Raw genomic sequence first — 18,380 nt, 5'->3', positions numbered from 1 at the left:
ACAGCCTGTCGCCACCGCCTCTGCGCAGCTGAAAGACCTATCGACCCCTCATCCGGCCCTTCGGGCCACCTTCTCCCACAAGGGGAGAAGGGAGCCCAGAGGCGAACTCACAGACCTAGTGGTTGTCCCTCGGCAGGCCATACCGGTCGATGATGCGGTGGTACTTGACCGCCGGTTCCAGAACCGCGCCGGTTTCCAGTTCGCCGACCATGCCGCGCTGCATCTCCTGCCAGGGCGTCTGGGAGGGGGGATATTTGAACCCGCCCGCCGCCTCGAAGGCGGCCCGGCGCGTGGCCAGCTCCTCGGCGGAGATCAGCACATTGGCCTCGCCGGTGTTGAGGTCGATGCGCACCCGGTCGCCGGTGCGCAACAGGGCGATGTTGCCGCCGGTGGCCGCCTCGGGCGAGGCGTGCAGGATGGAGGGGGAGCCGGAGGTGCCCGACTGGCGGCCGTCGCCGATGCAGGCCAGGGCCGAGACCCCCTGTTTGATCAGGTAGGCGGGCGGCCGCATGTTGACCACCTCGGCGGCGCCCGGATAGCCGACCGGGCCGGCTCCCAGCATGACCAGCAGGCTCTGCTCGGTCAGGCCCAGGGCCGGATCGTCGATGCGGTGGTGGTAGTCCTCGGGCCCGTCGAAGACCACGACCGAGCCTTCGAAGGCGTTCAGATCGTCAGGGTTGGCCAGGTAGCGGGCACGGAACTCCGGGCTGATGACGCTGAGCTTCATCACCGCCGTCGAGAACAGGTTGCCGCTGAGGATCAGGAAGCCGGCGTCGGTCATCAGCGGGTTGTCGAAGGCGCGGATGACGTCGGGCGACTCGCTTTCGCGGCCGCGGCAGTTGTCGCCGATCGACTGGCCCGAAACGGTCTGGGCGCCCTCGTGGATCAGCCCCTGCTTCATCAGTTCGTTGACCACCGCCGGCACGCCGCCGGCATGGTAGTAGTCCTCGCCCAGATAGGCGCCGGCCGGCTGCAGGTTGACCAGCAGCGGCACCTTCAGGCCGTGGGTCTCCCAGTCCTTCAGCGGCACCTCGACGCCGGCGTGCCGGGCCAGGGCGGTCAGGTGGACCGGGGCGTTGGTCGAGCCGCCGATGGCGGAGTTGACGACGATGGCGTTGTGGAAGGCTTCTTTCGTCAGGATGTCGGAGGGCTTGAGGTCCTCACGCACCATCTCGACGATCCGCTTGCCGGTCTCATAGGCCACCTCGCCGCGCTGGCGGTAGGGGGCCGGAATGGCGGCCGAGCCGGGCAGGGACATGCCAAGCGCCTCGGCCAGGCTGTTCATGGTCGTGGCCGTGCCCATGGTGTTGCAGTAGCCGACCGACGGGGTCGAAGAGGCGACCAGTTCGATGAAGCCGTCGTAGTCGATCTCGCCGGCCGCCATCATCTGGCGCGCCTTCCAGATGATCGTCCCCGAACCGGTGCGCTCGCCCTTGTGCCAGCCGTTCAGCATCGGCCCGACCGACAGGGCGATGGCCGGGATGTCGACGGTGGCGGCGGCCATCAGGCAGGCCGGGGTGGTCTTGTCGCAGCCGATGGTCAGCACCACCCCGTCCAGCGGATAGCCGTAGAGGCACTCCACCAGCCCGAGGTAGGCGAGGTTGCGGTCGAGGCCGGCGGTCGGCCGCTTGCCGGTCTCCTGGATCGGATGGACCGGGAACTCCATGGCGATGCCGCCGGCCTCGCGGATGCCCTCCCGCAGCCGCTGGGCCAGCACCAGGTGGTGGCGGTTGCAGGGGCTGAGGTCGGAGCCGGTCTGGGCGATGCCGATGATCGGCTTGCCGGCCTGCAGCTCTTTGCGGCTGAGGCCGTAGTTCAGGTAGCGCTCGAGGTAGAGCGCCGTCATGTCCGGATTGTCCGGGTTGTCGAACCAGGCGCGCGAACGGAGGGGTTTCTTCGTCATTGAGGATCAGTTCCGGCCGCCATCGACGACATGAGAGTTGGTGGCTGCGCGGACCACTTAGGATTTTCAGATTTTATTTGTGGTGTCATTTTCGTTTGTAAAAAATGGCGGCCGGGCGCCGGCAAGTCAACGCCGGGCGCGTTCAAGCGGCCGACAAGGCCCCGACCTCCGCCGAGATCAGCTCCGCCGCCCGCCGAAGTTGGCCGAGCGCCTCGCCCAGGTCGCAGGTCGGCGGGGTGCGCTCGATGAAGGGGGTGATCAGGGTGGCGATCACCCCGTCGGTTCCCATGATCGGCGCGGCCAGGTCGGTGACGCCGCGAACGAAGGTGCTGGCCCGCTCGGCGTAGCCCTGCGCCCCTGCGGCCTCGGCGGCGGCGACATAGTCGGCCACCTGTTTCTTGCCGTGCTTTGGGGTCAGAAGCTCGCGCAACAGGTCCCGGGCCCGGGGGGTGGCGCAGCCGTAGAACAGCAGGCCCGACGTCGCCTCGATGATGTTGCGCCGATAGCCGATGCGCACCGAATAGCCCATGTCGCCGGGGGCCTCGATGCGGGCGACGACGACGATCTGCTCGCCGGAGGGCGCCACCAGATGGCAGGACTGGCCCGTGGAATCGGCCAGGTCGCGCATCAGCGGCAGGGCGGTGTCGATCAGGTTCTTGGCCGGGGCCTGGGCGACGCCGAGGGTGAACAGCCGGTTGGTCAGCCGATAGCCGTCGGGCGAAGGCTCGATATAGCCGCGGAACTCCAGCACCTGGATCATGCGGAACAGCTCGCTGACCGAGCGGCCCAGCATGGTCGACATCTGCGACGGCGTCAGCGGCAGACCGTGCTGCGACAGCAGCTCCAGGACATCCAGCCCCTTTTCCAGGGCGGGCGCCCGGTACTTGCGCGTGTCGTCGTCCAAACTGTCCAGCATGCGAACCCCTCTCCAGGGCCTTGGTCATATCACCAGTAAAAGCCGTTGCCGATCTTGAAAATGCCATTCGGGCCATGGTTACGGCCCGGGGGACGGGGTGAAACGCACGGCCGCTCCGCCGCTGGGGGCCAGGGTGAGGGCCAGGGCGTCGCGGGCCGTCACCGTCCGGGTTTCGATGCGTGTCGCGGTCGGCGTCGCGCCGTCGGCGTAGATGGTCGCTTCGAACCGGCCTTCGCCCAGGAAGCTCAGCGGGACCCTGACCTTGCGGCCCTGCTCGTTGGTCATGGCCCCGAGGTACCAGTCGCCGCCCTTGCGGCGGGCCAGGACGATCGACTCGCCGATGTCGCCGGACAGGAAGCGGGTCTCGTCCCAGGTGGTGGGAACCTGGCCGATGAAGGCCGTTTCCGGCTGGTCGCGGTAGGCGTCCGGCGTATCGGCGACCACGGTCAGCGGGCTTTCATAGACCACGAACATGGCCAGGCCATGGGCCCGGGTGGTCATCACCGTCGGCAGGATGAACTTCGACTTGAAGTCCGCCGGCGCCACGTTGCGGAAGCCGCCAGGGGTGTAGTCCATCGGGCCCAGCAGCATGCGGGTGTAGGGCAGGGTCACGTTGTGGGTGGCGGTGATGCGCCGCGACCACTTGTTGTACTCCGCCCCCAGGACGCCCTCCTGGGTCACGAAATGCGGATAGGTGCGGGTCAGGCCGGTCGGGTGGTAGGCGCCGTGCAGATCGACCAGCAGCCGGCGCCTGGCCGTGGCGGTCAGCAGGCGGTGATACCAGTCGACCATCTGCGCGTCGTCGCGGTCCATGAAGTCGACCTTGATCCCGGCCACGCCCCAGGCCTGGTAGGTGTCGAGGGCGGCGTCGAACTGGGCGTCCAGCGCCTTCCAGTTGACCCACAGCAGGACGCCGACCTCGCGCTCGCGGCCATAGGCGACCAGGGCCGGGACGTCGACCTCGGGGATGTGGCGGGTGACGTCGACCCCAGGGCGCGGCTGGCCGGCGCCGCCAGCGCCCATGCACCAGCCCTCGTCGATCATCACATATTGCAGGCCCGTCTCGGCGGCGAAGTCGATGAAGGCCTTGAAGGTGGCGGTGTTCATGCCGCTGCCCGGCACGGCGGCGATCTGGCCGCCGTTCCACCAATCCCAGGCCGACTTGCCGGGCTTGATCCAACTGGTGTCGAAGCTGGGATCGGGATTGAGGTTGGTGACCAGGGTCGAGGCGATCAGGTCGCCCGGGCGGTCGGCGATCATCACCACCCGCCAGGGCGTGCGCAGGGGCGAGCCGATACGGCTGCGCGTGACCACGCCCGGATCGTCGGGCCGCCCCGCCAGCCGCACCTGCAGCCCCAGGCCGCCGTCTCCCTGGGCGGCCAGGTAGAGGCCGGCGTAGTCGCGCAGGTCGGCCTCGGCGATGGCGAAAGCGGGGCCCTTGCCGCCGGTCCCGCAGACCAGGGGGGCGTCATAGGCATTGTGATCGCGGATCTTCGAGGCGGCGATGGGGTCGAACTCGCCTTCGTGGGCGTTGTAGAAGCGACCCAGGTTCAGCCCCCAGCAGCGGTAGTCCGTGGGAAAGGAAAACAGCGTCCCCTCGTGCGTCAGCCCGACGGCCTCCAGCCCACCGTCGGTCGGCACCGTGTAGCGGAAGGCGATCCCCTCGTCGTAGGCCCGGAAGGTCAGCTGCATCCGACGCCGGGCCCCGCCGGGCTCGGCAAGGTCGAGGCGCAACTCGCGCCAGTCGGCCTGGACATGGCTGCGCCGGCCCAACAGCCGGTAGTCGTCGCGGCCGCTGGCGGTCTGGGCAGGCTTGTCCAGCTGCAGGCCGGGGCCCAGCAGCCCCCCCTTGTCGAGCCCAAGCGCCAGGGCCGAGGGGGACAGAACCGCGCGACCGTCGCGTAGCACCGAATAGCGGGGGCCGCCGTCGGGCCCCTGGTCGACGACGACCTGGATGCGGCCGTCGGGCGAGGTAACGCGGCCCAGCTCCTCGGCCTGGACGGCGAAGGGGGCAAGCGCCAGGGCAAAGGCCGTCGCGGCCAGCAGGCGAAGCGTCATGGAGGTCTCCAGAAGGATCAGCGATCCCAGGCCGGGGCCTGGCAGTTGGCCCGGATGAACTGGTCGTGGGTCGGCATGCGCGCGACGCCGTCGCGGATCATCGCCTTGATGTGGTGCAGTCTCGCCTGCAGCTCGTCGAGCGGCACGATGTCGGTGATCGGGTCGGCCCGCTCGGGGATGATGCCCTGGCCGAGCAGCACGGCGACCCAGCTGGCCTCCTGGAACAGCTCGTCCTCGTAGCGGTAGACCCGGCCGCGGCTGCGGAACAGGTCCATCTTTTCCTTCAGGCTGTCGGGCACGGTCATGGCGCTGGTCATCCGCCAGAGCGGCTGATCGGTGCGTTCGGTGGCGTGGTAGTGCAGGCAGACGAAGTCGCGCACCCGCTCGAACTCCTTCTGCATCAGCTTGTTGAAGTTATCGATGTCGGGCTGGGCGAAGGCGGTGTCCGGGAAGGTCAGCAGCAGCTTGGTGATGCCGGCCTGGATCAGGTGGATGCTGGTCGATTCCAGGGGCTCGATGAAGCCCGAGGCCAGCCCGAGCGACAGGCAGTTCTTGTTCCAGGTCTTCTTCCGCCGGCCGGTGGTGAAGCGCAGGAAGTTGAGGTCGTCCATCGGCTTGCCGTCGAGGTTGCCCAGGAGGCGGGTCCCGGCGTCGTCGTCGCTGATGAAGTCGCTGGAATAGACATAGCCGTTGCCGGTCCGGTGCTGCAGCGGGATGCCCCACTGCCAGCCGGCCTCCAGCGCCGTGGCGCGGGTGTAGGGATGGGGATCGGCGACCCGGGTGCTGGGCACGGCCACGGCGCGGTTGGCCGGCAGCCAGTGGGTCCAGTCCTCATAGCCGGTCTTCAGGGCGCCTTCGATCAGCAGGCCCCGGAAGCCGGAGCAGTCGATGAAGAAGTCGGCGCTGAGCACCTCGCCATCGTCGAGGCGGATGCTCTCGATGAAGCCGTCCTTCTCGCGCAGATTGACGTCGACCACCTTGCCTTCCCGGCGGATGACGCCGCTGGCGATGGCCCGCTCGCGCAGGAACTTGGCGTAGAGCGAGGCGTCGAAGTGGAAGGCGTAGCCCATCTGCGAGCGCACCGACCGGGGGTCGGGCTCGGGCATGGCGAAGCGGCCCATGCGGGCGGCCACGGTGCAGGCGGAGTAGTCGCCGAGGTCCTCGTCCAGCCCGGCCGCGTTGAGCCGCAGCCAGTACTGGTAGAAGCCCGCCGCCCCCATCCGCGTGCCGTACTGGGCGAAGGGGTGGAAGTAGCTATGGTTTTGCCGCGTCCAGTTGCGGAACTCGATGCCCAGCTTGAAGGTGGCCTGGGTGGCCTTGATGAACTCGACCTCGTCGACGCCCAGCAGCCTGTTGAACTGGATGATCGGCGGGATGGTCGCCTCGCCGACCCCGACCGTGGCGATGGCGTCGGACTCGACCAGGGTGATCTTCACCTTGCCCTGAAGCACATGAGAGACAGCGGCGGCGGTCATCCAGCCGGCGGTGCCGCCGCCGACGATGATCATGCTCTGGATGGGAGGGGCGATGGTCATGGGGTTCTCGTTCTAGAATCGGGCGGCCGAGGGCCGGTCCGGAAAGAAGCTGCTGTGTTCGGGGACGGAAGACGCGGCGCGGGCGATCAGGTCGCGCAGGCGCTCGGCCTGGTGGGCAACCTCGTCCAGGCTCAGCACCTCGACCAGCGGCGTCGCCCGCCTTGGCCAGACGCCGAGGCCGGTGAAGATGGCGGCCCAGCTGTCCTCGCGGAAGGATTCGTTCTCCAGCAGGCGGATCTCGCCGCGGGCTTTGAACAGCTCGATCTTCTCCGCCAGGCTGTCCGGGAGGACCATCTCGCGGCACTGGCGCCAGAGCTCGCCGTCGGCCCGCCCGGCCAGGTGATAGTGCAGGACGATGAAGTCGCGGACCCGCTCATACTCCTGGGCCGAGCCCTGGTTGTAGGCGGCGATCAGGGAGGGGTCGAAGTCGCGATCGGGGAACAGCTCCAGCAGCCGGCCGATGCCCGATTGGATGAGGTTGATGCTGGTCGATTCCAGCGGCTCGATGAAGCCGCTCGACAGGCCGAGGGAGACGACATTGCCCTTCCAGGCCTCGCGCCGGCGGCCGGTGGTGAAGCGCAGCGGGTTGGGGTCGGTCAGCGGCGGTCCGACCATGCCGATCAGGTCGTCGAGCGCCTCCTGGTCGCTGGTGAAGGCGCTGGAATAGACATAGCCGCCGCCGATCCGGTGCTGCAGCGGAATGCGCCACTGCCAGCCGGCCTTGCGGGCCGTGGCCCGGGTGCAGGGCTCGGGCGTCCCGGACAGCGGGTAGGTCAGGGCGACGGCGCGGTCGCAGGGCAGCCAGTGGGTCCAGTTCTCGTAGCCGGCCTGCATCACCCCTTCGATGAGCAGGCCGCGGAAGCCCGAGCAGTCGAGGAACAGGTCGCCCTCGACCAGGGTCCCGTCGTCCAGCGTGACGCCGGTGATCAGGCCGCTCTCGCCGTCCCGGGGCGAGTCGACGATCTTCCCTTCCTGGCGCACCACGCCCAGTCCCTCGGCCAGGACCCGCAGCCGTTTGGCGAACAGGCCGGCGTCGAACTGGTAGGCGTAGGAGTAGGAAGACAGCACCGAGCGCGGATCGGTCAGCGGCGGGGCGAAGCGGTTCTGGCGGAACAGGATGGTCGGCAGCGACCAGGGCTCCAGGCTGTCGATCCGGCCTTCCGCCTGCAGACGAAAGAGATACTGCCGCCAGGCCTGGCCCCGAACCGTGGGTCCGTAGTCGCCGAAGCCGTGGAAATAGTTGGAGCCCGGATGCGACCAGTCGTGGAAGTCGACGCCCAGCTTGGCCGTGGCCATGGTGGCGCGGACGAACTCGGCCTCATCCAGGCCGACGGTGGCGTTGAACTGGCGGATCGGCGGAATGGTCGCCTCGCCGACCCCGACGGTGGCGATGGAATCCGATTCGACCAGGGTGATGGGCAGGGTCAGGCCGGCCGGCCCGCTGAAGGCGCGCGCCAGGGCGCTGGCGGCCATCCAGCCCGCCGTCCCGCCGCCAACGATCACGACGCGCCGCAGCGCCCGCCCGTGAGTCATTCCCGTTCGTCCTCCCGGCCGGCGTTTCCCGCCGGTCCCACAGCATGCCATCTCTTCACCCTGCGGGCGAACGGCGCTCTGTGGCTTTGGAACCACCCTGCCTGACCAAAAATGGTAGCGCTACCAAAAATAACTTTTCATCCGGTGAAAACTTATGCATCGTTGAAAAATCGGAGCGGCTTTTGACGCACCGGTCAAAACCATTTGGGAGAACATGTCGCCAAGCGATCGCTCATAGGAGCGGCGAGGCGACCAAGGGGGAAGGAAGGGACTCATGTCTCATAAGAATAACGCCCAGCGCGCCGCCCTGCTTTGCGGCGTCTCCTTGTTCACGCTGGGGGCCATGGCGCTGCCTTCCCTGGCCATGGCGCAGGACACGCCGGTCGCCACCCAGGACGAGGGGGCTACCGACGTCGACGAGGTGGTCATCTCCGGCATCCGCGCCAGCCTCAAGTCCTCGCAGGACATCAAGCAGAATTCCGAGGTCATCGTTGATTCGGTCACCGCCGTGGACATCGGCGCCCTGCCGGACCGGTCGGTTTCGGAAGCCCTGCAGCGCATCCCGGGTGTGACTCTTCAGCGCACCAACGCCGCCCGCGACCCGGCCCGCCTGGCGGCCGAAGGTGGCGGCGTCTTCGTTCGCGGCCTGTCCTGGGTCCGCTCCGAGACCAACGGGCGGGACATCTTCTCCGCCTCCTCGGGTCGTGGCCTGAGCTTCGAGGACGTCTCGGCCGACCTGCTGGCCGGCGTCGATGTCTTCAAGAACGTCGCGGCCAACCAGATCGAGGGCGGCATCGCCGGCACGGTCAACCTGCGCACCCGCACGCCGTTCGACATCGAAGACCACCTGATCGCCTTCAACACCGACTACAATTACGGCGACCTGTCGGAAAAGGGCTTCTGGTCCGGCAGCCTGCTGGGCAGCGACCGCTGGGACACCCCGATCGGCGAGATCGGCTTCCTGGCCAACATCAGCATCTCCAACGTCGGCAACACCACCAACAGCATCTCGGTCGACCGCTACGACCCGGTGACGCTGAACGCCGGCAACGCCCCGTCGGATGGCTCCGCCGCGGCGGGCGACACCGTCTACATCCCCAAATTCATGGGCTGGCGGACCATCGAGTGGGAGCAGAAGCGCAACGCGCTGGCCTTCGCCCTGCAGTGGCAGCCGAACGACCAGTGGCTGGTCACCCTCCAGGGGCTGGGCTCCGAGGCCAAGGCCTACAACGTCGAGTATGCGCTCGGTTCGGAAAGCATTCTCAACGCCAACAACACCTATAGCTATCGCAACGACGTCTTCGTCGGCGGCACCGTGCCGAACGCCAACTACAACACCGACACCCGCATCGGCGACGACACCAAGAAGACCGGCGACCTGTCGCTGAACGTCAAGTTCACGCCGAACGACAAATGGTCGTTCAGCGGCGACCTGCAGTACGTCAAGTCGACGGCCGAAATCTATTCGATGACGGCCTTCACCCAGTTGCAGAACCGTCCCACCCTGGACATCGCCATCCGGGGCGACCTGCCGCGCATCACCTCCACCGGCGGCACCATGGAAGACAAGTCCACCTACTGGTGGGCGGCGGCCATGGACCACATCGAGGACAATGAAGCCGACGAGATGGCCGGCCGCCTCGACGCCCGCTACGACTTCGACGAGGGCTTCCTGAAGTCGGTCGCCTTCGGCGTGCGGGCCACCAACAAGGACTACATCAACCGCCAGACCGGCTACAACTGGGGCCTGCTGAGCAACCAGTACTGGGGCAACGGCGGCGGCGCGGTGGTCTATCTTGACGACACCGGCTACCCGGGCGGCACGGCCGATCCGCGCCTGCCCGACGCGTCCTTCCTGTACAAGTTCGATAACTTCTTCCGCGGCGACACCCAGGTTCCCGGCGTCGCCTGGTTCCCGCGTGAAGGTCTGCTCAACCGCGGCACGGCCTACGCCTACGACATCCTGCGCAACACCGAGAGCTCCGGCTGGGGCTGGACGCCGCTCAGCGACGACTATGACAGCTATCGTCTCGGCGGCGGCAACGGCGGCATCACCGAACTGACCGAAGAAACCCAGGCGGCCTATGTCCATGCCCGCTTCGGCGGCGAAAACCTGTTCGGCAACCTGCCCTACGACGGCAACATCGGCGTCCGGATCATCCGCACCGAGGTCAACACCAACACCGTCACCACCCTGCCGACGATCAACGGGACCTGCCCGCCGATCGGCAACCCGCTGGCCAACTGCACCGGCTTCAACGCGGCCAGGGCCTTCACCCTGGGCGGTTCGCTGGATGGCCAGACCGTCCAGAAGGAATACACCAACGTCCTGCCCAGCCTGAACTTCCGCGTCCTCCTGCGGGACGACCTGCAGCTGCGTTTCGCGGCGTCGCAGGCGATGGTCCGGCCGGAAATGTACCAGATGCAGCCGTTCACCAACCTGTCGATCAACTTCGAGGCCGACGGCTACACCCTGGACGACCTGAACCCCTTCACCGGCAACGCCGGCAACCCGGGGCTCGAGCCGATCAAGTCCAACAACTACGACGTCAGCCTGGAGTGGTACTTCGCCCCCAGCGGCAGCCTGACCTTCGTGGCCTTCCACAAGGACATCACCGACTACATCTTCACCGGGTCGGACACGGTCGCCTTCACCAACGGCGGCCAGACCTTCGACTTCGTCCTGACCCGCTACCAGAACGGCGACGAAGGCACGGTCGACGGCTTCGAGCTGGCCTACCAGCAGTTCTACGACTTCCTGCCCGGGCCGCTCAGCGGTCTTGGCCTGCAGGCCAACTTCACCTTCATCGAGAGCGACGGCGGGCGTAATACCAGCCAGAACGTCCTCGACCCGCAGCAGAACGCGGGCGCGTCGGCCAGCCTGCCGCTCGAGGGGATGTCGCGGACCAGCTACAACGTGGCGGTGATGTACGAGAAGTACGGCATCTCCGCCCGCCTGGCCTACAACTGGCGTGAAGAGTACCTGCTGACCACTTCGGCGGCGAACATCAACGCCCCGGTCTGGGCCAGCGACTTCGGCCAGCTCGACGGGTCGGTGTTCTACACCATCAACCCCAAGGTGAAGCTCGGCCTGCAGGCCACCAACATCCTCAACGAGCGCACCACGCTCCTGGTCGGGGATGAATCCCGCAAGCCGGCCTACAACTGGGTTGATACCGACCGGCGCGTCGCCGTGGTGCTCCGCGCCACCTTCTGATCCTTGCGCTAACTAGGGGGCGCCTCCTTTACGGAAGCGCCCCCGCCTCTTTTGGTATAGTTTGGGAGGAACAACGGGGATGGCCCGAACGATGATCCGCGCCGGTATGCTGGCCGCCTTCATGGTCTTCGGCGCCTCGACGGTCCTGGCGCAACCCGCGAGCGCCCAGCAGCCCATCCCCAAGCTGGTCAGCAAGGACGGCAATCACGCCCTGATCGTCGACGGCAAGCCGTTCGTCATCCTCGGCGCCCAGGTCAATAATTCCAGCAACTACCCCGCCCCCCTGGCCGAGGCCTGGCCGGCCATCGCCTATGTCGGCGCCAACACCGTGCAGATTCCGATCGCCTGGGAGCAGCTGGAGCCGGAGGAGGGCAGGTTCGACTTCAGCTTCGTCGACCACGCCATCGCCCAGGCCCGCGAGCACAAGGTCCGCCTGGTCTTCCTGTGGTTCGCCACCTGGAAGAACACCAGCCCCGCGTACGCCCCGGCCTGGGTCAAGCTGAACCCCAAACGCTTCCCCCTGCTGGTCAAGGTCGACGGCGCGGACTCCTACGCCCTGTCGCCCTACGGCGCCGAGACCCGCGCCGCCGACCGCAAGGCCTTCGCCGCCCTGATGGCCCATATCAGGAAGGTCGATGAGGCCGAGCGCACCGTCATCATGGTCCAGCCGGAGAACGAGACCGGCACCTATGGAACGGTCCGCGACCATTCGCCCGCCGCCGAGAAGGCCTTCAAGGGCCAGGTTCCCAAGGCCCTGCTGGAACGGCTGAAGAAGAAGCCGGGAACCTGGGCCCAGGTGTTCGGCAAGGACGCCGACGAGTTCTTCCACGCCTGGTCGATCGCGTCATACGTCGGCGACGTCGCCGCCGCCGGCAAGGCGCAGTACCCGCTGCCGATGTACGTCAACGCCGCCCTGCGCGATCCGATCAACGACCAGGCGCCGGGCAGCTACGCCTCCGGCGGGCCGACCTGGAACGTCGTCGAGGTCTGGCAGGCGGCGGCGCCCGCCATCGACCTGCTGTCGCCCGACATCTACGAGCGCAAGTCGGTCATCTACGACGCGCACCTGGGCCGCTACGACCGGGCCGACAACGCCCTGTTCGTCGCCGAGACCGGCAGCGACTGGCAGTTTCCGCGCTACGCCTTCCGGACGCTGGGTCGCGGCGGCATCGGCTTCTCGGTCTTTGGCGTCGACTACACCGGCTATTCCAACTACCCGCTTGGCGCCAAGGCCGTCGACGAGCCGAGCCTGAAGCCCGTGCGGGAGGTCTATGCGACCCTGGCCGGCTGGCAACGGGCGCTGGCCGCAGCCGCCCTTGAGGGTAAGGTCTGGGGTGTTTCCGAGCCGGACGATCACGCCGCCCAGACCCTGGACCTTGGCGACTGGACGGCCGATGTCGGCTTCGGCCGCTGGCAGTTCGGCCAGCCCGACTGGACCTGGCTCGGCCCCCTCGATCCGGTCCCCGGCTCCGACAAGCCGCGCGGCGGCGCCATCGTCGCCCAGGTCGCGCCGAACGAGTTCCTGCTGACCGGCTACTGGGCCCGCATCGACTTTAAGGCCAAGCCCGGCGGCAAGCGCCGCATGGTCGTCCGCTACGAGGAAGGCCATTTCGACGCCGAGGGCCGGTGGGTCTTCGACCGCCTCTGGAACGGCGACCAGACCGACTACGGCCTCAACTTCACCGACCGCCCGCGCCTGCTGCGGGTGATCACCGCCACCTACTGACCGTCCTCTTTTTCGACGAGTACGCCATGACCCTGACTATCGTCCGCCGCCTGTTCGCCGCGGTCCTGCTGGCCGCGCCCTTGAGTGTCGGCGCCATCGTCGCGCCGGCGCCGGCCGTGGCCGCGCAGGCCGCCTTCGAGCGCACCGCCAGCGGCATCGTCGTCACCCCCGACGCCGGCCCGGCCCGCCGCCTGCGGCTGGAGGTCTATGGCCCGCGCATCATCCGGGTGACTGCCGTCGAGGACGCCAGCTTCGACCTGCCGCCCAGCCTGATGGTCACCGCCAAGCCCTCGACCGACACGCCGTTCGAGGTCGAGGTTCAGGGCGACAAGGTGGTGCTGAAGACCGCCCAGGCCGCCGTCGAGGTCAGCCAGGCCACCGGCGCGGTGCGCTTCCTCGACGCCAAGGGCCGCGAAGTGCTGGCCGAACGCGCCGGCAGCCGCGAGATCCGGCCGGTGACCGTCGAGGACCAGAAGGGCGACCACCGCTTCCTGGCCACCCGCCAGGTCTGGGAAAGCCCCGACGACGAGGCCTTCTATGGCCTGGGCCAGCACCAGCAGGGGATCATGAACTACAAGGGCCACGACGTTGAGCTGGCCCAGCACAACATCGACGTCGGCATCCCCTTCGTCGTCTCCAGCCGCAACTACGGCGTCCTCTGGGACAACAATTCGATCACCCGCTTCGGCGATCCCCGGCCCTACGGCATGCTCGACGAGCGGCTGATGGTCCGTGACCTGACCGGGCGGTTCGGCGGCCTGTCGGCCAGCTACTTCCAGGACGACAAGCTCAAGGTCCAGCGCCAGGAAGGCCAGATCAACTACGAGTTCATCCGCGACCAGCAGCGCTGGCCGGAAGGCTTCAAGGCCCAGCCCGGTCAGCCGGTGCAGGTCGGCGATATGGGCAAGTCCGGCCAGGACGGCGTCAAGGTCGTCTGGGAAGGCAGCATCGAGACCGCCACCGCCGGCGAGCACAAGTTCCGCCTCTACTCCTCCAGCTATGTGAAGGTCTGGATCGACGGCAAGCTGGTCATGGACCGCTGGCGCCAGAACTGGAACCCCTTCAACCACGACTTCCAGGTCAAGCTGCCGGCCGGCAAGCGCGTGCCGATCAAGGTCGAGTGGATCCCCGCCGACGGCTACATCGCGCTGCGCCACCAGGACCCGCTGCCGGCCGCCGACCAGGGCGCTCTGTCCTTCGCCTCCGAGGTCGGCCGCTCGGTCGACTACTACTATGTGGCGGGCGACAACCTCGATGAGGTCATCGCCGGCTATCGCGGCCTGACCGGCAAGTCGGTGATGCTGCCCCGCTGGGCCTACGGCTTCTGGCAGAGCCGCCAGCGCTACAACACCCAGGCCGAGGTGGTCGACACGGTCAAGGAATACCGCCGCCTGGGCCTGCCGATCGACAACATCGTCCAGGACTGGTTCTACTGGCCCGAGGACGCCTGGGGTTCGCACCAGTTCGACAAGAAGCGCTTCCCCGACCCCGCCAAGATGGTCAAGGACGTCCACGACCTGGACGCCAACATCATCATCTCGGTCTGGCCGAAGTTCTATCCGACCACGGAGCATTACAAGCAGCTCGACGCCATCGGCGGCATGTACACCCGCAACGTCGAGGCCGGGGCCCGCGACTGGGTCGGCCCCGGCTACGCCAACAGCTTCTACGATCCCTACCTGCCGGCCGCCCGCGAGCTCTACTGGAAGCAGATGAGCGACAGCTTCAAGGGCATGGGCTTCGACGGCTGGTGGCTGGATTCGGTCGAGCCGGACATGCACTCCAACCTCGACATCCCCGAGCGCACCCTGCGCATGGGCCCGACCGCCATCGGCCCCGGGGCCCTGGTGTTCAACTCCTATCCGCTGGTCAACGCCGAGAACGTCTACAAGCATTTCCGCGCCGAGCAGCCGGACGTGCGCACCTACATCCTGACCCGTTCGGCCTGGGGCGGCCTGCAGCGTACCGGCTCGACCCTGTGGTCGGGCGACGTGGTGGCCCGCTGGGATGACCTGGGCGACCAGATCTCGGCCGGGGTGAACACCAACATGTCGGGCCTGACCAACTGGACCCATGACATCGGCGGCTTCGCCGTCGAGTCCCGCTACTCGGCCAAGACCATGAAGCCCGAGGACCAGGCCGAATGGGACGAGCTGAACCTGCGCTGGTTCCAGTTCGGAGCCTGGTCGCCGGTGTTCCGCTCGCATGGCGAATTCCCGCTGCGCGAGGTCTACAACCTCGCCAAGCCGGGCACGCCCCTCTACGACGCCTACGCCAAGCAGCTGCGCACCCGCTACCGGCTGATGCCCTACATCTACACCCTGGCCGGCGACACTTACGGCCGTGACGGCACCATAATGCGCGGCCTGATCATGGACTTCGCCGCCGACAAGAAGGTCCGTGACATCGCCGACCAGTACATGTTCGGCCCGGCCCTGATGGTCGCCCCGGTCCACAGCTACAAGGCCCGCGGCCGCCAGGTCTACTTCCCGGCCGGCGGCGACTGGTACGCCTTCGAGACCGGCCAGAAGTTCAAGGGCGGGACCGAGGCCAAGGTCGACGCGCCGATGGACCGCATCCCGGTCTTCGTCCGCGCCGGTTCGATCCTGCCGACCGGCCCGGCCATCCAGCATACCGGCGAGAAGCTCGATGGGCCGCTCACCCTGCTGGTCTATGTCGGGGCCGACGGGTCGTTCGAACTCTACGAGGACCAGGGCCTGTCCTATGGCTACGAGCGCGGCGAGTTTTCCCGCATCCCGATCCGCTGGGACCAGAAGAAGGGCGTGCTGACCATCGGCGCGCGCCAGGGCTCCTACCCCGGCATGGCGGCGCAGCGGACCATCAACGTCCGCTGGATCTCCGGCCCGAACGCTAAGGCCGGCGACTTCGACGCCCCGGCCCAGAAGACGGTGCAGTACAGCGGCGCGGCCATCGAGGTGCGCAAATGAAGCGCCTGTTCGTCGCCGCCCTGCTGGCGGCCAGCGCCTTAGGCGGCGCGGCGGCGGCTCAGACGCCGCTGCTGGACCCGATGTTCCAGGACCATGCCGTCCTGCAGCGTGGTCGACCGATCCCGGTCTGGGGTACGGCTGCGCCCGGGGCAGAGGTCACGGTCAGTCTGGCCGGAAAGCAAGTCCCGGCTCGCGCTGGCGCGGACGGCCGCTGGCGGGCGAACGTGCCGGCCCCCGCGCCTGGCGGTCCCTACGACCTTGAGGCCAGCGCCGCCGGCCAGAGCCAAAAGCTGACCGACGTCATGGTCGGCGACGTCTGGCTCTGCTCGGGCCAGTCGAACATGGAGTTCCAGGTTCGCCAGGTCGCCAACGCCGACGGCGAACTGGCCGGAGCCGGTGATCCGAACCTGCGCCTGTTCCTGGTCGGCCGCTCCAGCCAGCCGGCTCCCGCGACCGGCCAGGTCGGCCGCTGGCAGGTCTCGGCCCCCGATACGGCCCGCGAATTCTCCGCCGCCTGCTTCTTCATGGGCAAGCGCCTGCGCCAGAGCGAGGGCGTGCCGGTCGGGCTGATCGCCGCCTCATGGGGCGGTTCGATCATCGAGGACTGGATGAGCGAGGCGGCCCTGCGCCGCAACGGCGCCTACGACCAACAGCTCTCCACCCTGGCCATCTATGCCCGTTCGCCGGACGAGGGCCGGGCCTATTGGGACAAGTTGGCCGGCGATTGGTGGAGCCGCAATGACCCAGGCTCGCGCGCCAAGGTCCCGTGGTCCTCGCCCAAGCTGGACGACCGCGACTGGCAGCCCATCCCGGCGGAAGGCTTCTGGGAGGGCACGGTCCCAGCCCTGGCCTCATTTGACGGCGCGGTCTGGCTGCGCACCGGTGTCACCCTGACCGCCGCCCAGGCGCGGCAGGCGGCGACCCTGGAATTTGGCCCGGTCGACGACGCCGATCGCACCTTCGTCAACGGCAAATGGGTCGGCAGCCAGGAGGGATGGGTCGCCCCGCGCGCCTACGCCCTGCCGGTCGGAACCCTGAAGGCCGGCCAGAACAGCATCGCCATCGGCGTCCTCGACACCGGCGGCGGCGGCGGCGCCTGGGGGCCGGCCAAGGAAAAGCGGCTGCGCTTCGCGGACGGGACCAGCGTCACCCTCGACCAGCCCTGGCGCTACAAGGTCTCGGCCCCGCTCCATGCGCTGGCCAACCTGCCCCGCACCCCTTGGGTCGGCGGCAGCGGCACCACCACCCTCTACAACGGCATGATCGCCCCGCTGGGCCCCTACGGCCTGGCCGGCGCCGCCTGGTACCAGGGCGAGGCCAACGTCGGCGATCCGCCCGGCTACGCCAAGCTGCTGCCCGGGATGATCGACGACTGGCGCCAGCGGTTCGAACGGCCCGACATGCCGTTCCTGATCGTCCAGCTGGCCGGCTTCGGCCCGCGCCAGGCCGAGCCGGTCCGCTCGATCTGGGCCGAGACCCGCGAGGTCCAACGCCGGACGGTCGACACCGACCCGCACGCCGGCCTGGCCGTCGCCATCGACATCGGCGACCCCTACGACATCCACCCGACCAACAAGCAGGAGGTCGGCCGCCGCCTGGCCCTGGCCGCCGAACGGGTCGCCTACGGCAAGGCGGCCACGCCCTCGTCGCCGGAGCCGGTGCGCGCCCTGCTCGGGGCCGATGCGGTGATGGTCGACTACACGGTCGGCGCGGGCCTGGTCACCTTTGGCTCGGACCGGGTGGTGGGGCTGCAGCTGTGTGACGCCGACGGCGCCTGCCGCTGGGCCGACGGCCGCCTTGAGGGACCGCAGCTGCGCATCCCCTTCACCGGCCCGGCCCCCAAGCTGGTGCGCTACTGCTGGGGCGACAGCCCGGTCTGCAACCTGTTCGGCCCCGCCGGCCTGCCGGCGGCGCCGTTCGAGCTGACCACCGTCAGCCGGGCGGATTAACCGGCAGGCGGGCCGGGTCGTAGTCCGGCCCGAAGTCGAAGACCAGGGCCGGGCCCAGCTCCAGGGTCTGGGCGTCGCGGCCGATCTGCAGGATGACGGTGGACTTGCCGGCGGCGAAGTCGGTGGTCGCCTGGCCGGAGGCGTAGATCATCTGCCAGCCTTCGCCGAGCGGCACGTCCTGGGCCTTGGCCAGGGTGACCTTCGGCTCGTCGGCGCCCTCCAGCAGCAGCAGGGGCACCTTGCTCCCGGCCGGACCGCTGGCCCGCCGCACCCACACCGCCACCAGGACGATGTCACCCTTCTTGATGGCGCCGGTGTTGGGCATCACCACCCCGACGTCCCAGGGCTGGCCGGCCTTCTTGACCTCGAAGGCCAGGGCCTTGCCGCCGGTCACGCCGGTCGTCGCCTGGGGCGTCGGCGCGGGGGTCAGGCCCCAGCTGTACCAGCCGTCGACGAACGGCCGGTTGATCAGATAGTCGACCATCTTCTTCTGCGCTGGCGGCGCGGCCGGCGCAGCCGGGGTCTGGGCGAGGGCGGGGCCCCCGAGGGCCAGCACGGCGGCGATGGCGGCGGCGAGGATGGGCTTCATGGGGCT

At 68.4% G+C, this 18,380-nt stretch carries 10 protein-coding genes; 4 read left to right on the top strand and 6 right to left on the bottom strand.

Going from position 1 to position 18,380, the window contains the following annotated elements; all coding sequences use genetic code 11:
* Window positions 1–115 precede the first annotated feature (115 nt).
* From AC1RSK_RS08870 to AC1RSK_RS08850, 5 genes are all read right to left on the bottom strand, one after another.
* Window positions 116–1,903: an IlvD/Edd family dehydratase gene (locus tag AC1RSK_RS08870; RefSeq protein WP_492907134.1), complete on the bottom strand. Its 1,788-nt coding sequence runs from the start codon at window positions 1,901–1,903 to the stop codon at window positions 116–118.
* 142 nt (window positions 1,904–2,045) lie between these two features.
* Window positions 2,046–2,819 (bottom strand): IclR family transcriptional regulator, encoded by a 774-nt coding sequence (locus tag AC1RSK_RS08865; RefSeq protein WP_492907133.1) that lies wholly within the window; start codon window positions 2,817–2,819, stop codon window positions 2,046–2,048.
* A gap of 78 nt (window positions 2,820–2,897) precedes the next feature.
* Window positions 2,898–4,877: a glycoside hydrolase family 97 protein gene (locus AC1RSK_RS08860; protein ID WP_492907132.1), complete on the bottom strand. Its 1,980-nt coding sequence runs from the start codon at window positions 4,875–4,877 to the stop codon at window positions 2,898–2,900.
* A 17-nt stretch (window positions 4,878–4,894) separates the two neighbouring features.
* On the bottom strand, window positions 4,895–6,412 hold the full coding sequence (locus AC1RSK_RS08855) for a tryptophan halogenase family protein (RefSeq protein ID WP_492907131.1): 1,518 nt from the start codon (window positions 6,410–6,412) through the stop codon (window positions 4,895–4,897).
* Between the two features lie 12 nt (window positions 6,413–6,424).
* A complete protein-coding gene (locus AC1RSK_RS08850) occupies window positions 6,425–7,945 on the bottom strand; it encodes a tryptophan halogenase family protein (protein WP_492907130.1) in 1,521 nt (506 codons plus the stop codon).
* A 274-nt stretch (window positions 7,946–8,219) separates the two neighbouring features.
* On the opposite strand from AC1RSK_RS08850, the gene AC1RSK_RS08845 reads away from it, so the two are divergent.
* From AC1RSK_RS08845 to AC1RSK_RS08830, 4 genes are all read left to right on the top strand, one after another.
* Complete coding sequence (locus tag AC1RSK_RS08845; RefSeq protein ID WP_492907129.1) at window positions 8,220–11,162, top strand: TonB-dependent receptor; 2,943 nt, start codon at window positions 8,220–8,222, stop codon at window positions 11,160–11,162.
* Between the two features lie 91 nt (window positions 11,163–11,253).
* The gene (locus AC1RSK_RS08840; protein WP_492907128.1) at window positions 11,254–12,888 is read left to right on the top strand and encodes a DUF5597 domain-containing protein; all 1,635 of its coding nucleotides are present in this window, start codon (window positions 11,254–11,256) and stop codon (window positions 12,886–12,888) included.
* Between the two features lie 26 nt (window positions 12,889–12,914).
* Window positions 12,915–15,836, top strand: coding sequence for a TIM-barrel domain-containing protein (locus AC1RSK_RS08835; protein ID WP_492907127.1), 2,922 nt, complete (start codon window positions 12,915–12,917; stop codon window positions 15,834–15,836).
* Window positions 15,833–17,785 (top strand): sialate O-acetylesterase, encoded by a 1,953-nt coding sequence (locus AC1RSK_RS08830; protein WP_492907126.1) that lies wholly within the window; start codon window positions 15,833–15,835, stop codon window positions 17,783–17,785. Before AC1RSK_RS08835 ends, AC1RSK_RS08830 begins: the two co-directional genes overlap by 4 nt.
* Here AC1RSK_RS08830 and AC1RSK_RS08825 read toward each other — a convergent pair.
* Entirely contained in the window at window positions 17,769–18,374 is a 606-nt protein-coding gene (locus AC1RSK_RS08825) for a carbohydrate binding domain-containing protein (RefSeq protein WP_492907125.1), read from the bottom strand. The genes AC1RSK_RS08830 and AC1RSK_RS08825 overlap by 17 nt on opposite strands.
* Between the last annotated feature and the right edge of the window lie 6 nt (window positions 18,375–18,380).

It is taken from the genome of Caulobacter sp. GW821-FHT11A05 (genome assembly GCF_058809015.1).
This window is presented reverse-complemented; position numbering and strand designations above follow the sequence as displayed.